Source organism: Acinetobacter pullicarnis (assembly GCF_006352475.1).
In the GTDB taxonomy this organism is placed as follows: Bacteria; Pseudomonadota; Gammaproteobacteria; order Pseudomonadales; family Moraxellaceae; genus Acinetobacter; species Acinetobacter pullicarnis.
This window is the reverse complement of record NZ_VCMZ01000001.1, coordinates 305845-323675: the sequence shown is the minus strand read 5'-3', so window position 1 is coordinate 323675 and position 17831 is coordinate 305845. Positions and strand designations below refer to the sequence as shown.

Sequence of the window (17831 nt, the reverse complement as noted above, 5' to 3'; positions counted from 1 at the left end):
GCGCTTTGCATTTCAAATCTTTGTGCAACAAAGCCGAGAAAATATGTAAAAAACTAAATATTGAACTTACTCCCCATGGATTGAGGAGATCATATAAAACGTTAGCTATTTGGGCAAAAATCAATGAAGGATCTTTAGCACAGATATCAGGTCATAAACCAAGTGCATTAGTTGAAAGGCACTACATCGTACGACCTATGGATATGCTACAAGAAACACTACAAGAATATGAGGATTGGATTTTGCAACAAGTGCGAAATGGCATTAATTGAAATACCTCGACACGGCCTAATGCTAGTCAGTTAAGAAATTGACTGGTATTCTCTTGGGTATTTCTGCGGTTTTCCCTTCACAACCCTAGGGCAACTTCTCGCTCTTCTCTCAGGTAAAATGTATTTCTTGGCTTTTCCAGTAAATTTTCAAAATGCTTGGATAAATTACCTGCTGAATCCAATGAAGTGAATCTTTAAATATTCAGAATACTAATGGATGCAATATGAAAGCTGATTCTCAGAGGACTAGCTTTTGCCCGTTGAGCCATATATTTCATTTGATACTTTGGATGAAGTACAAGATTATGCAGCAAATTGGCTGTGGCATTACAATCATGAAAGACCACACCAGGCCAACAAAGGAAGGCCTCCTCTAATGGCTGCTTAACCTCTACTCTTAACTTCGGTTATTTATGGGAGGATTACCTAGTTTGTATCTTAATTTGCTTAAACTGCCTTGGTTAAAATCATTTTTACTTTCTAAACCTCTTAATTTTAAGGAAAAAGAGTATATAGTTACTTTATCAGCACAATATACTCCATTAATTCTTATTACCAATTAACATTTACTCGGCGATTTGGTGCTAAACATTCCACAGTTGAAGTAGATTTGGTTTGACCTTCACACTCTTTATAAATTCGGGTTGTTCCATTGGCATCGACTTTAATGTAATTCGGATCAATCCCCAGTTGAGCTAGCAAATAAGCCACGGTATTCGCACGCTGTGCAGATAAAACCTGGTTATAGTTAAAGTTACCCAATTTATCGGCATAACCCGTCACAGTAACCCGCTGGCTGCCGGACTGCTTAATGGCCTCTGCAATTTCTTCCACGCGGCTAAAGTCACGGTTAATCGCAGACTCATCATAACGGTCAAAGGCGAATAGTACGCTAGCTTGTGCAACTTGGGCATTCAGTCCTCCAACAACCAATGCATTTTTATCTACAGGTTGATTGTTGGCACCATATTGCGCCAAGCCCTGACAGGCTTCACCCTTCCAATAATATGCCTTGGCCAAGTAGTCTTTATCAAAGTCGATACGTAACTGGCAGCGTTTGTATTGCTGGGTTTCAGGCACACGGATATCCAATACATAGTTCCATTCACGAACCCCAAACACGCCTTCGCTAAAATGTGGATGGCCCAAAATATAACGAATTTGGTCTTTGGTTAAGCCATTTTCCAGACGCAGTACCTGATCATATTCATAACGGTGAACTTGATCTAGGTAACTTTTTTTCACTTCTGGAAAAGAAACGGACTCATCAGCCATCTGTAAATTAATCTGCTCTTTTGCATGTGTTAGACCACTCAACACACCAGTTAAAAATACACAGCTTACAATTGTTTTTAATAAAGTTTTCATTGTCATCTCAATTCTTGATTAAATTTAAAAAACAAGTGGGAAAGAGCCACCATGCTCTTTCCCCACCATGCATTAATCAATTACACCACTGATACCAACACGTACACTTGGATCACCTGATGAACCGGCAGCAACACCACCAGTCAATGACCAGCGACCGTTATCCGCAGTTTTACGTAAAGTCAAACCAATTGCATTTTCACCGCCATGATAGGCAGCACCTGCCGCATAAGTGTATTTACCTGGAATGTACGGTGCATTTTCTAATGCCATTGCCGCAGCAATACCTGCATTGGCTTTTTTCTCAACATCATCAATACGTTGATTTGTTGAGTAGAATGCTTGTTGTAACTGATCACCCAAATTTGTAATACGGTTACCCAATGCCTGATCGGCCTGATTTAGCGCACCTAATGCATCACCGACATTGTTATAAGAACCACCATTGACTTGATAATTTGGCGCATCAAAACTTTGCGTGATGTTGTTATAGCCAGCACCGCCGCCTAGGTATTGAGACAACTGCCCCATATTCACAGCATCGCTGTTTTGCACGCCATTGCTGACATTACTCACTACTTTACTGCCTGCATCAATACCGGAAGCGGTCACAGATGGACCATTTTTAATGCTCAAGCCACTGCTATCAACAGTGGTATTGCCAGCAACCACCTTATCAGTCGTTACAGTACCTGCATTAATATCCTTCGCTGTAACACTGTTCAGCGTAATATCATCAGCTGTTGACACCGTATAATTAGTACTGCCATCTGCATTTGAATTGCTCACAACTTTGATATTGCTGCCTTCAGTCACAGTCGATTTAGATTGAACTGCGGTTTTGTTTACTGCTGCAATAGCATCGTTAATATTGCTTTGACCTGTACCACCAATATTACTGAGATTTCCATTGGTGTCATAAGCACCAGCACCCATCATGTCGTGAATTTGACCACCATTCACAGCATCTTGAGAATCGGCAGTAATTTTACCGTCAGCAACATTGGTCACTTTTTGTTTGCCCGCATCGATACCATTTTTGGTTACGCTTGGACCACCCGCAATCGTTAAACCATTATTATCAATTTTGGTGTCTCCGGTCGTTACACTACCAGCTGCACCCAAATCAATATCTTTGTTTAAATCGACAGTAATGTTATTGCCCTGATTTGAAACTGTGACATTGCCATCTTTATTACTGAAATCAACAGTATCGTTTGGCTTCACATTGTTTGCTGTACCGCCATTGGTGCTAACATTCCAGCCTTTATTGGCATTATTAGCCACTTGATTGACTGATTTGATTGCATCATCAATAGTACTTTCACCAGTACCACCAATATTCGACATGCTGAGCAGGCCACCGTTATTGGCTGCATTACCGCCTAAAATAGATGCGACATTACTTTGCGCCCGGTTCAGCTGCTCTTCAGTCGCTGCGCGGCCTTGAGATGCAAAATCACCACTTCCAAGTGTCTTATTACTCAAACCAGTCAATGTACCTTTCACTGAATCTAGCACCAGTGTGTTAGTGCCTTTTACAGTCAATTTACCTGCTTCAAGACTACTGCTGCTCAAGGTATTTCCAGTTGCATTCATTTCAGCTACAAATAAACCCGTATTACTTAATGATGCAGATTTTTTTCCATCCTTGTCTTGTGTAATTATGCCTGTTGCACTCAGAATAGATGTATTACCTAATATATCTGTCGATGTCACCCTGTCAAATACCACATCTTTCTTCGTTGCTACAGTGACCTTATTCCCTGCCTGTTCAACCGCAATGTTGTCACCAGCGATAAACGTTACTGTTTCATCTGGCGTGATCTGTTCAACTGAACTACCTGCCACTGCACCCGTACCAGTTTTATCTGTCGTCAGTTTCCAGCCTGTATTCGCTATCGCTTTTACTGCATCAAGCTGACCACCATTTACTGCTTCTTTAGATCCTGCAGCAACAAGACCATCTGTTACTCCTGTGATCTTACCTGTCGATGCATCTAGCTTAATGCTGCCTGACTGTACCCCTGTCTTGTCAACAGAAACGACTGTACCTGTACCAGCACTATCCTTAATCGATAGACTGCCCGCATTGCTTAAGGACAATGTATCGTTCAGGCTGTATTTGTAGGTATTCGTCGCCGCATCATAGGTTGCTGTTGTATTTGTACCATTTGCGAAGTTAACAGTTTCTCCCAGCTGTACATTGTCTGCTGGAGTTACACCATTCACTGCAAAATTCAAACCTTTATCTGCCTGAGTCTTCGCATTAGTCGCAGTGTTATTTACCTGCTGAATTGCATCGTGAACCGTATTGGCTCCTGTAACTCCGCCAATATTGGTTGAAGTTAAATTGCCAGCAGCATCAATCTGTGTGCTGCTCCCCAATACATTCTTCACATTGTTTTGTGCTGTATATAGCTGACTGCCATTCACGGCATCTGTAGATGTTGAATTGACATCCCCAGCTTTAACATTGGTGATCTTCTGATTGCCTGCATTGATCCCTGTTTTGCTGATGCTTGGGCTGTTCGCAACCAATGTGCCTGTACTATCAACAAAGCTTAAGCCAGAATTATTGATGACTGTGCCACCTGCAGTTACACTGTCAAATACCACATCTTTCTTCGTTGCTACAGTGACCTTATTCCCTGCCTGTTCAACCGCAATGTTGTCACCAGCGATAAACGTTACTGTTTCATCTGGCGTGATCTGTTCAACTGAACTACCTGCCACTGCACCCGTACCAGTTTTATCTGTCGTCAGTTTCCAGCCTGTATTCGCTATCGCTTTTACTGCATCAAGCTGACCACCATTTACTGCTTCTTTAGATCCTGCAGCAACAAGACCATCTGTTACTCCTGTGATCTTACCTGTCGATGCATCTAGCTTAATGCTGCCTGACTGTACCCCTGTCTTGTCAACAGAAACGACTGTACCTGTACCAGCACTATCCTTAATCGATAGACTGCCCGCATTGCTTAAGGACAATGTATCGTTCAGGCTGTATTTGTAGGTATTCGTCAATGCATCATAGGTTGCTGTTGTATTTGTACCATCTGCGAAGTTAACAGTTTCTCCCAGCTGTACATTGTCTGCTGGAGTTACACCATTCACTGCAAAATTCAAACCTTTATCTGCCTGAGTCTTCGCATTAGTCGCAGTGTTATTTACCTGCTGAATTGCATCGTGAACCGTATTGGCTCCTGTAACTCCGCCAATATTGGTTGAAGTTAAATTGCCAGCAGCATCAATCTGTGTGCTGCTCCCCAATACATTCTTCACATTGTTTTGTGCTGTATATAGCTGACTGCCATTCACGGCATCTGTAGATGTTGAATTGACATCCCCAGCTTTAACATTGGTGATCTTCTGATTGCCTGCATTGATCCCTGTTTTGCTGATGCTTGGGCTGTTCGCAACCAATGTGCCTGTACTATCAACAAAGCTTAAGCCAGAATTATTGATGACTGTGCCACCTGCAGTTACACTGTCAAATACCACATCTTTCTTCGTTGCTACAGTGACCTTATTCCCTGCCTGTTCAACCGCAATGTTGTCACCAGCGATAAACGTTACTGTTTCATCTGGCGTGATCTGTTCAACTGAACTACCTGCCACTGCACCCGTACCAGTTTTATCTGTCGTCAGTTTCCAGCCTGTATTCGCTATCGCTTTTACTGCATCAAGCTGACCACCATTTACTGCTTCTTTAGATCCTGCAGCAACAAGACCATCTGTTACTCCTGTGATCTTACCTGTCGATGCATCTAGCTTAATGCTGCCTGACTGTACCCCTGTCTTGTCAACAGAAACGACTGTACCTGTACCAGCACTATCCTTAATCGATAGACTGCCCGCATTGCTTAAGGACAATGTATCGTTCAGGCTGTATTTGTAGGTATTCGTCAATGCATCATAGGTTGCTGTTGTATTTGTACCATCTGCGAAGTTAACAGTTTCTCCCAGCTGTACATTGTCTGCTGGAGTTACACCATTCACTGCAAAATTCAAACCTTTATCTGCCTGAGTCTTCGCATTAGTCGCAGTGTTATTTACCTGCTGAATTGCATCGTGAACCGTATTGGCTCCTGTAACTCCGCCAATATTGGTTGAAGTTAAATTGCCAGCAGCATCAATCTGTGTGCTGCTCCCCAATACATTCTTCACATTGTTTTGTGCTGTATATAGCTGACTGCCATTCACGGCATCTGTAGATGTTGAATTGACATCCCCAGCTTTAACATTGGTGATCTTCTGATTGCCTGCATTGATCCCTGTTTTGCTGATGCTTGGGCTGTTCGCAACCAATGTGCCTGTACTATCAACAAAGCTTAAGCCAGAATTATTGATGACTGTGCCACCTGCAGTTACACTGTCAAATACCACATCTTTCTTCGTTGCTACAGTGACCTTATTCCCTGCCTGTTCAACCGCAATGTTGTCACCAGCGATAAACGTTACTGTTTCATCTGGCGTGATCTGTTCAACTGAACTACCTGCCACTGCACCCGTACCAGTTTTATCTGTCGTCAGTTTCCAGCCTGTATTCGCTATCGCTTTTACTGCATCAAGCTGACCACCATTTACTGCTTCTTTAGATCCTGCAGCAACAAGACCATCTGTTACTCCTGTGATCTTACCTGTCGATGCATCTAGCTTAATGCTGCCTGACTGTACCCCTGTCTTGTCAACAGAAACGACTGTACCTGTACCAGCACTATCCTTAATCGATAGACTGCCCGCATTGCTTAAGGACAATGTATCGTTCAGGCTGTATTTGTAGGTATTCGTCAATGCATCATAGGTTGCTGTTGTATTTGTACCATCTGCGAAGTTAACAGTTTCTCCCAGCTGTACATTGTCTGCTGGAGTTACACCATTCACTGCAAAATTCAAACCTTTATCTGCCTGAGTCTTCGCATTAGTCGCAGTGTTATTTACCTGCTGAATTGCATCGTGAACCGTATTGGCTCCTGTAACTCCGCCAATATTGGTTGAAGTTAAATTGCCAGCAGCATCAATCTGTGTGCTGCTCCCCAATACATTCTTCACATTGTTTTGTGCTGTATATAGCTGACTGCCATTCACGGCATCTGTAGATGTTGAATTGACATCCCCAGCTTTAACATTGGTGATCTTCTGATTGCCTGCATTGATCCCTGTTTTGCTGATGCTTGGGCTGTTCGCAACCAATGTGCCTGTACTATCAACAAAGCTTAAGCCAGAATTATTGATGACTGTGCCACCTGCAGTTACACTGTCAAATACCACATCTTTCTTCGTTGCTACAGTGACCTTATTCCCTGCCTGTTCAACCGCAATGTTGTCACCAGCGATAAACGTTACTGTTTCATCTGGCGTGATCTGTTCAACTGAACTACCTGCCACTGCACCCGTACCAGTTTTATCTGTCGTCAGTTTCCAGCCTGTATTCGCTATCGCTTTTACTGCATCAAGCTGACCACCATTTACTGCTTCTTTAGATCCTGCAGCAACAAGACCATCTGTTACTCCTGTGATCTTACCTGTCGATGCATCTAGCTTAATGCTGCCTGACTGTACCCCTGTCTTGTCAACAGAAACGACTGTACCTGTACCAGCACTATCCTTAATCGATAGACTGCCCGCATTGCTTAAGGACAATGTATCGTTCAGGCTGTATTTGTAGGTATTCGTCAATGCATCATAGGTTGCTGTTGTATTTGTACCATCTGCGAAGTTAACAGTTTCTCCCAGCTGTACATTGTCTGCTGGAGTTACACCATTCACTGCAAAATTCAAACCTTTATCTGCCTGAGTCTTCGCATTAGTCGCAGTGTTATTTACCTGCTGAATTGCATCGTGAACCGTATTGGCTCCTGTAACTCCGCCAATATTGGTTGAAGTTAAATTGCCAGCAGCATCAATCTGTGTGCTGCTCCCCAATACATTCTTCACATTGTTTTGTGCTGTATATAGCTGACTGCCATTCACGGCATCTGTAGATGTTGAATTGACATCCCCAGCTTTAACATTGGTGATCTTCTGATTGCCTGCATTGATCCCTGTTTTGCTGATGCTTGGGCTGTTCGCAACCAATGTGCCTGTACTATCAACAAAGCTTAAGCCAGAATTATTGATGACTGTGCCACCTGCAGTTACACTGTCAAATACCACATCTTTCTTCGTTGCTACAGTGACCTTATTCCCTGCCTGTTCAACCGCAATGTTGTCACCAGCGATAAACGTTACTGTTTCATCTGGCGTGATCTGTTCAACTGAACTACCTGCCACTGCACCCGTACCAGTTTTATCTGTCGTCAGTTTCCAGCCTGTATTCGCTATCGCTTTTACTGCATCAAGCTGACCACCATTTACTGCTTCTTTAGATCCTGCAGCAACAAGACCATCTGTTACTCCTGTGATCTTACCTGTCGATGCATCTAGCTTAATGCTGCCTGACTGTACCCCTGTCTTGTCAACAGAAACGACTGTACCTGTACCAGCACTATCCTTAATCGATAGACTGCCCGCATTGCTTAAGGACAATGTATCGTTCAGGCTGTATTTGTAGGTATTCGTCAATGCATCATAGGTTGCTGTTGTATTTGTACCATCTGCGAAGTTAACAGTTTCTCCCAGCTGTACATTGTCTGCTGGAGTTACACCATTCACTGCAAAATTCAAACCTTTATCTGCCTGAGTCTTCGCATTAGTCGCAGTGTTATTTACCTGCTGAATTGCATCGTGAACCGTATTGGCTCCTGTAACTCCGCCAATATTGGTTGAAGTTAAATTGCCAGCAGCATCAATCTGTGTGCTGCTCCCCAATACATTCTTCACATTGTTTTGTGCTGTATATAGCTGACTGCCATTCACGGCATCTGTAGATGTTGAATTGACATCCCCAGCTTTAACATTGGTGATCTTCTGATTGCCTGCATTGATCCCTGTTTTGCTGATGCTTGGGCTGTTCGCAACCAATGTGCCTGTACTATCAACAAAGCTTAAGCCAGAATTATTGATGACTGTGCCACCTGCAGTTACACTGTCAAATACCACATCTTTCTTCGTTGCTACAGTGACCTTATTCCCTGCCTGTTCAACCGCAATGTTGTCACCAGCGATAAACGTTACTGTTTCATCTGGCGTGATCTGTTCAACTGAACTACCTGCCACTGCACCCGTACCAGTTTTATCTGTCGTCAGTTTCCAGCCTGTATTCGCTATCGCTTTTACTGCATCAAGCTGACCACCATTTACTGCTTCTTTAGATCCTGCAGCAACAAGACCATCTGTTACTCCTGTGATCTTACCTGTCGATGCATCTAGCTTAATGCTGCCTGACTGTACCCCTGTCTTGTCAACAGAAACGACTGTACCTGTACCAGCACTATCCTTAATCGATAGACTGCCCGCATTGCTTAAGGACAATGTATCGTTCAGGCTGTATTTGTAGGTATTCGTCAATGCATCATAGGTTGCTGTTGTATTTGTACCATCTGCGAAGTTAACAGTTTCTCCCAGCTGTACATTGTCTGCTGGAGTTACACCATTCACTGCAAAATTCAAACCTTTATCTGCCTGAGTCTTCGCATTAGTCGCAGTGTTATTTACCTGCTGAATTGCATCGTGAACCGTATTGGCTCCTGTAACTCCGCCAATATTGGTTGAAGTTAAATTGCCAGCAGCATCAATCTGTGTGCTGCTCCCCAATACATTCTTCACATTGTTTTGTGCTGTATATAGCTGACTGCCATTCACGGCATCTGTAGATGTTGAATTGACATCCCCAGCTTTAACATTGGTGATCTTCTGATTGCCTGCATTGATCCCTGTTTTGCTGATGCTTGGGCTGTTCGCAACCAATGTGCCTGTACTATCAACAAAGCTTAAGCCAGAATTATTGATGACTGTGCCACCTGCAGTTACACTGTCAAATACCACATCTTTCTTCGTTGCTACAGTGACCTTATTCCCTGCCTGTTCAACCGCAATGTTGTCACCAGCGATAAACGTTACTGTTTCATCTGGCGTGATCTGTTCAACTGAACTACCTGCCACTGCACCCGTACCAGTTTTATCTGTCGTCAGTTTCCAGCCTGTATTCGCTATCGCTTTTACTGCATCAAGCTGACCACCATTTACTGCTTCTTTAGATCCTGCAGCAACAAGACCATCTGTTACTCCTGTGATCTTACCTGTCGATGCATCTAGCTTAATGCTGCCTGACTGTACCCCTGTCTTGTCAACAGAAACGACTGTACCTGTACCAGCACTATCCTTAATCGATAGACTGCCCGCATTGCTTAAGGACAATGTATCGTTCAGGCTGTATTTGTAGGTATTCGTCAATGCATCATAGGTTGCTGTTGTATTTGTACCATCTGCGAAGTTAACAGTTTCTCCCAGCTGTACATTGTCTGCTGGAGTTACACCATTCACTGCAAAATTCAAACCTTTATCTGCCTGAGTCTTCGCATTAGTCGCAGTGTTATTTACCTGCTGAATTGCATCGTGAACCGTATTGGCTCCTGTAACTCCGCCAATATTGGTTGAAGTTAAATTGCCAGCAGCATCAATCTGTGTGCTGCTCCCCAATACATTCTTCACATTGTTTTGTGCTGTATATAGCTGACTGCCATTCACGGCATCTGTAGATGTTGAATTGACATCCCCAGCTTTAACATTGGTGATCTTCTGATTGCCTGCATTGATCCCTGTTTTGCTGATGCTTGGGCTGTTCGCAACCAATGTGCCTGTACTATCAACAAAGCTTAAGCCAGAATTATTGATGACTGTGCCACCTGCAGTTACACTGTCAAATACCACATCTTTCTTCGTTGCTACAGTGACCTTATTCCCTGCCTGTTCAACCGCAATGTTGTCACCAGCGATAAACGTTACTGTTTCATCTGGCGTGATCTGTTCAACTGAACTACCTGCCACTGCACCCGTACCAGTTTTATCTGTCGTCAGTTTCCAGCCTGTATTCGCTATCGCTTTTACTGCATCAAGCTGACCACCATTTACTGCTTCTTTAGATCCTGCAGCAACAAGACCATCTGTTACTCCTGTGATCTTACCTGTCGATGCATCTAGCTTAATGCTGCCTGACTGTACCCCTGTCTTGTCAACAGAAACGACTGTACCTGTACCAGCACTATCCTTAATCGATAGACTGCCCGCATTGCTTAAGGACAATGTATCGTTCAGGCTGTATTTGTAGGTATTCGTCAATGCATCATAGGTTGCTGTTGTATTTGTACCATCTGCGAAGTTAACAGTTTCTCCCAGCTGTACATTGTCTGCTGGAGTTACACCATTCACTGCAAAATTCAAACCTTTATCTGCCTGAGTCTTCGCATTAGTCGCAGTGTTATTTACCTGCTGAATTGCATCGTGAACCGTATTGGCTCCTGTAACTCCGCCAATATTGGTTGAAGTTAAATTGCCAGCAGCATCAATCTGTGTGCTGCTCCCCAATACATTCTTCACATTGTTTTGTGCTGTATATAGCTGACTGCCATTCACGGCATCTGTAGATGTTGAATTGACATCCCCAGCTTTAACATTGGTGATCTTCTGATTGCCTGCATTGATCCCTGTTTTGCTGATGCTTGGGCTGTTCGCAACCAATGTGCCTGTACTATCAACAAAGCTTAAGCCAGAATTATTGATGACTGTGCCACCTGCAGTTACACTGTCAAATACCACATCTTTCTTCGTTGCTACAGTGACCTTATTCCCTGCCTGTTCAACCGCAATGTTGTCACCAGCGATAAACGTTACTGTTTCATCTGGCGTGATCTGTTCAACTGAACTACCTGCCACTGCACCCGTACCAGTTTTATCTGTCGTCAGTTTCCAGCCTGTATTCGCTATCGCTTTTACTGCATCAAGCTGACCACCATTTACTGCTTCTTTAGATCCTGCAGCAACAAGACCATCTGTTACTCCTGTGATCTTACCTGTCGATGCATCTAGCTTAATGCTGCCTGACTGTACCCCTGTCTTGTCAACAGAAACGACTGTACCTGTACCAGCACTATCCTTAATCGATAGACTGCCCGCATTGCTTAAGGACAATGTATCGTTCAGGCTGTATTTGTAGGTATTCGTCAATGCATCATAGGTTGCTGTTGTATTTGTACCATCTGCGAAGTTAACAGTTTCTCCCAGCTGTACATTGTCTGCTGGAGTTACACCATTCACTGCAAAATTCAAACCTTTATCTGCCTGAGTCTTCGCATTAGTCGCAGTGTTATTTACCTGCTGAATTGCATCGTGAACCGTATTGGCTCCTGTAACTCCGCCAATATTGGTTGAAGTTAAATTGCCAGCAGCATCAATCTGTGTGCTGCTCCCCAATACATTCTTCACATTGTTTTGTGCTGTATATAGCTGACTGCCATTCACGGCATCTGTAGATGTTGAATTGACATCCCCAGCTTTAACATTGGTGATCTTCTGATTGCCTGCATTGATCCCTGTTTTGCTGATGCTTGGGCTGTTCGCAACCAATGTGCCTGTACTATCAACAAAGCTTAAGCCAGAATTATTGATGACTGTGCCACCTGCAGTTACACTGTCAAATACCACATCTTTCTTCGTTGCTACAGTGACCTTATTCCCTGCCTGTTCAACCGCAATGTTGTCACCAGCGATAAACGTTACTGTTTCATCTGGCGTGATCTGTTCAACTGAACTACCTGCCACTGCACCCGTACCAGTTTTATCTGTCGTCAGTTTCCAGCCTGTATTCGCTATCGCTTTTACTGCATCAAGCTGACCACCATTTACTGCTTCTTTAGATCCTGCAGCAACAAGACCATCTGTTACTCCTGTGATCTTACCTGTCGATGCATCTAGCTTAATGCTGCCTGACTGTACCCCTGTCTTGTCAACAGAAACGACTGTACCTGTACCAGCACTATCCTTAATCGATAGACTGCCCGCATTGCTTAAGGACAATGTATCGTTCAGGCTGTATTTGTAGGTATTCGTCAATGCATCATAGGTTGCTGTTGTATTTGTACCATTTGCGAAGTTAACAGTTTCTCCCAGCTGTACATTGTCTGCTGGAGTTACACCATTCACTGCAAAATTCAAACCTTTATCTGCCTGAGTCTTCGCATTAGTCGCAGTGTTATTTACCTGCTGAATTGCATCGTGAACCGTATTGGCTCCTGTAACTCCGCCAATATTGGTTGAAGTTAAATTGCCAGCAGCATCAATCTGTGTGCTGCTCCCCAATACATTCTTCACATTGTTTTGTGCTGTATATAGCTGACTGCCATTCACGGCATCTGTAGATGTTGAATTGACATCCCCAGCTTTAACATTGGTGATCTTCTGATTGCCTGCATTGATCCCTGTCGCTTTGTCGATAATAATGTTCCCAAGAGTCACTTTGTCAACACTAATATTTTTGGCTAAATCATAGTTAATAGTATTATCCGCACTGCGGGTAGCAACTAAATTTCCATCTGTATTGCGGAAATCAACTGTTTCACCTAGCTTAACTTTATCTGAATTAGCACCTTGGGCTGAGATACTGAAACCTTTATCAGTTAAAGTTGTATTTAGCTGATTTTGTGCAGAAAGCAACTGTTCCTCGGTCGCTGCTCGACCACTATTGTAAGTGCCTGCAGGATTCCACGTTATATTGCTTAACCCAGTAACATCATTTGTCGAAGTATTTACCTTCACATTACCGGCTTTTAATCCAGTATCCGTTAAAGTATTTGTACCGACTTTAACTTCATTATTTTTTATGCTCGCAGAGCCTGTTGTCACACTACCATTGCCACCAAGATTTATTGTTTCAGCAAGACGAATATCTAGCTGATTTGTTCCATTGGCAACCACACCTATATTTCCGGTGCCAGCGAGTGTACCTGTTGCACCGCCTTTCACATTGAGCGTTTCACCAAGTTTACGGGATATTTGAGCCCCCGTATCACCAGCAAAGCTTAATGGTTGATTCACTGCGGTATCTAATGCAGTTAAGGCTGCACCTACATTATTGACCGTAGTTTTTGTACCTGTTCCTGCCGGGTTAGTTGTGACGGTATAACTTGGCGCACTAATTGCTCCAGTAGCTTGATTGGCTAATGCCCCACCACCTAATGCTTGTGCTGTTTTATTCGCTAGGTTGGCTAATTCTTCATTGGTTTGGAATAACTGGCTACCATTAATTGCATCAGTACTTGAACCAGATACTCGACCTGCAGCGACATTAATGATTTGACGTTCATTGCCTAAACTGCCCACACTCACAGTTGATGTTGGATTTATGCCTGAATAATTATAGGTTTTACCGTTAACAATTGCACTTGCTGTTGGTGTTGCATTACCAGAAATCGATCCACTACCTAAGGCAATTGCATTTGTATGTGTAACTGTTGCATTAGTACCTAAAGCAAAACCATTGGTTGCAGATACATTAGCACCTGTCCCTATAGCATTCGAACTTTCAGCACCAGCTTTAGCCCCATTACCAAATGCATTCGCATTTAAACCTGCTGCGTCTGCACTTTTACCTATAGCAGATGCATTGAGGCCACTTGCAACGGCACTTGTACCTAACGCAAGCGTATCCTGTCTGAATGCTTGAGCGCCTGTACCAATTGCACTTGCATCTTGTTCAAATGCTTTTGCACCCTTACCCATAGCATTCGCATTAACACCTGTTGCTCGCGCATTGGTACCAATTGCACTGGCATTATCAGCTGCAGCTTTTGCATTATCACCAATTGCATTACTGCTTGTGCTTGTTGCTTCTGCACTTTTACCCATCGCATTGGCATTACCAGCAGTCGCTTTTGCATTATCACCAATTGCATTGGCGCTTGTTCCACTTGCTGTTGCATAGTTACCAATAGCATTAGCACTTACTGCAGTTGCTTTAGCAAAATTACCCAATGCACTCGCATTTTCTTTTGCTGCTCGTGACTCATGGCCAATTGCTGTTCCATTATCGCCCTGTACAATTGCTTTACGTCCAATTGCAATGGCCTGATCAGCATTTTCTACTTCTGAATAACTGCCAATACCCACTGCATAGTCAGAAATGCCAGTGGTTTTATCAATTTGAATATTGGTACCTATTGCAATACTTTCCATACCATTACTGCTGGCATTGGTACCCATTGCAATATTGTTTGTACTTTTTGCTAAAGCAGTCTTACCAATCGCAATAGATGCATCACCATTTGCTTGCGTGCTGGTATTACCAATTGCGACACTTTCTTTTGCATTAGTTGCAGCATCAAAACCTATAACAACACTTTTTACACCTGCATTACTTGTTGTGACGCCAGCACCAATTGCTAGCGACTCGTCAGCAGTTGCTCCCATATTATTTTCATTCGCTGGATTTTTACTATTAATGGAGACATGATGTTGTCCATTTTTTGCAATAGCTTGATTAAGCTGTGCCAAATTCACAGCATCTGTAGCATTTGTTCCTGCAGCAACATTTGATATACCTCCATCAGCGTTATACATGACAGCGTTACCAGGTAAAACACTAATTGCACCAGATGACACTGCATTAATTGCACTCGCAACATCTTTATATTGATGAGTCTGGCCTGTTGTATCTGTCAATTCAATAATGTGGCCTTTAAATGCTCCTGTAGCTGGATCGACGCCTGTTTGTCCACCAATCAGGCTTGCTACATTTTTTTGCGCTTCATGTAATTGCTTGACATTGACTGCATCTGTAGGATTGGCACCCGCTGCAACATTCGTAATACGACGCTCTTGTCCAGTTTGACCAACAGAAACTATATTATAGCCGCCCGCTTTTGTATCAGCTGTCAAATAAGCCGCAGCAGTTGAAGTTCCATTGGCTACACTGGACGCCCCTAGAGCAATATTGTTGGCACTAGCTTCCGAGTCACGCCCCAATGCCGTTCCAGAATCGCCTGTCACTTTTGCTTTATAGCCCAGAACAGTTGCATAATCACCGCCAGAAGCTTTGGCCTCATTACCCAGCACGGTCGAACCTGTTGTTGCATCTACACGTGAACCAATTGCTACAGATTCAGCAACTGCTGTTATATTTTTATTTGCATCGCGGCCAATAGCAATATTATCATCACCTCTTAAATTGCTTCCTGCATTTACCCCAATCGCAATATTGTCATCTGAGCTGCCATTACCGCTCGCTGACAGGTTGGAACCAGCGCCAACACCTAAAGCAATATTTCGATTGCCAATAACATTTTGACCGCTATTACGTCCAATAGCAATGTGGTCTGTACGGTCATTCGTTATGCCTTGTGATGTACCCACTCCCGCATTCTGACCAATTGAAATACCAGCTGTTGTATTTGCAAAAGCACCTTGACCCAATGCAACAGCACCATCACGGCCCGCACTAGATGCTCCGCCGGCAGCCAGTGCACCGCTTGCAGCTGCTTGAGCTCCAGCACCAATCGAAATTGCCTGCTCTCCTGAAGCATTACCATTTCGACCTATTGCAATCGCATCCTTTGCAACAGCTTTAGATGAGTCACCAAGAGCAACACTAGATTCACCGGCTGCCAAATTAGAAGTGCCCAAAGCCATACTATTCTTTCCAAGAGAAAGATTCGCACCGCTGCTTAACGATGCCACGAAGCTAGTAACTTGAGCATTTGTAACCGACACCCCATTAATTTCAGTAATATCTGTTAAATTCGTACCCGTACCTGTCGTAGTTACAGAGATGCCATCTATTGCAGTAATTTTATTATTTGCATCTCTTGTGTAAACAGGCTGGCGCGGTGTCCCTGTGGTTGAACCAATTGCTGTACTATTTAAACCAATTGCTGCGGATTCTTTACCAATTGCAACTGCATTTTCTTGTTCTGCGCGCGCCTGGTCGCCCATAGCAATTGAACTTGTACCATTTGCAATTGCTTGAGGCCCTATAGCGACCGATTCTAGACCTTTTGACTGTGAATCAGCTGCAGCAGAGTTGGTATGGAAATATTTAATACCGACCCCGACTCCTCCAGTTCCAGTAGTATCAACCCCTGTAATATATTCAATAGCTTCCCTTATATTATTAAAAGATTGTGTACCGCCTTTACCATCACTCACCGTATAAGTTAGCCTTTCTAAGGCTCCATTTGCATCTAGTTGTGTTCCTAGGGCATCTGCAATATTTTTATTGACAGTATAAAGCTGCCCACCATTAACTGCATCCGTACTGGTCGCACTATTAATATTTCCTGCGGCTAATCCAGTAATTTTTTTATTATTGAGATTCGCACCATTATTAAATGTCGCTAATCCATTAACATTCAAAGTACCGCCTACAGTTGTATTTCCTGTAGTTATTAAAGTACCTGTAATATTGGTATTTTTAAGAGCCGTCGCACCATCTGCTACAGTCAAACCATTTCCAATTGTTGCTGAGCCTGTCGTCGTAACATTGCTGAGTGTTGTATTGCCAACGACATTTAACGTGTTATTAAGTGTCGTTGCACCTGTTACTCCCAGAGTACCGCCTACTGTCGTATTTCCTGTAGTTATTAAAGTACCTGTAATGCTGGTGTTTTTAAGAGCCGTCGTACCATTTACTACAGTCAAACCATTTCCAATCGTTGCTGAGCCTGTCGTCGTAACATTGCTGAGTGTCGTATTACCAACGACATTTAACGTGTTATTAAGTGTCGTTGCACCTGTTACTCCCAAAGTACCGCCTACAGTCGTATTTCCTGTAGTTATTAAAGTACCTGTAATGCTGGTGTTTTTAAGAGCCGTCGTACCATTTGCTACAGTCAAACCATTTCCAATCGTTGCTGAGCCTGTTGTAGTTAATGTACCTGTCTTAACTGAACCGTCCGTATCTAAACCTGCAGTACTTAATGTCGTATTTGTCCCGACTTTAACTGTACTGGTGGTTTTATCTAATTCAACACTGCCTACCGTAACTTTATTCAGACTTACGTCATCCGTTGTTGCAACTACAAAATCTGTGCCACTAGGTGTGATTGTAATATTATTTCCTGCCAAAACATCAGCGTAAACTGGCATCACCGCACTTGACGCAATAGTTATAGCTACTGATACAACTTTCACCGTTTTTGTTTTCGTTTTACTTTTTGCATTTTCAGAAACCGCAACCCATGCCCCTATCGAAGCATTCCAAACTACTCTATAGATCCTATTCATACTTACACCCTTTATATGATTTATAACTTATGAAAA

The 17831-nt window shown here is 43.1% G+C and carries 2 protein-coding genes and 2 pseudogenes; 2 read left to right on the top strand and 2 right to left on the bottom strand.

The genetic code is table 11. From position 1 onward, the window contains the following. Positions 1-32: 32 nt before the first annotated feature. Positions 33-272, top strand: a pseudogene (locus FD716_RS19315) (integrase); the annotation flags it as partial. Positions 273-549: 277 nt separating this feature from the next. Further along, positions 550-660 (top strand): annotated as a pseudogene (locus FD716_RS01315) (integrase core domain-containing protein); the annotation flags it as partial. A gap of 164 nt (positions 661-824) precedes the next feature. Here the strand turns inward: FD716_RS01315 and tpgA are convergent. Beyond that, positions 825-1640 carry a trimeric autotransporter adhesin/peptidogylcan-associated protein TpgA gene (gene tpgA / locus FD716_RS01310; protein ID WP_004681119.1) on the bottom strand — a complete coding sequence of 272 codons (816 nt, stop codon included), beginning with the start codon at positions 1638-1640 and terminating at the stop codon, positions 825-827. 72 nt (positions 1641-1712) lie between these two features. Next, the gene (locus FD716_RS01305; RefSeq protein WP_139850599.1) at positions 1713-17795 is read right to left on the bottom strand and encodes an ESPR-type extended signal peptide-containing protein; all 16083 of its coding nucleotides are present in this window, start codon (positions 17793-17795) and stop codon (positions 1713-1715) included. Between the last annotated feature and the right edge of the window lie 36 nt (positions 17796-17831).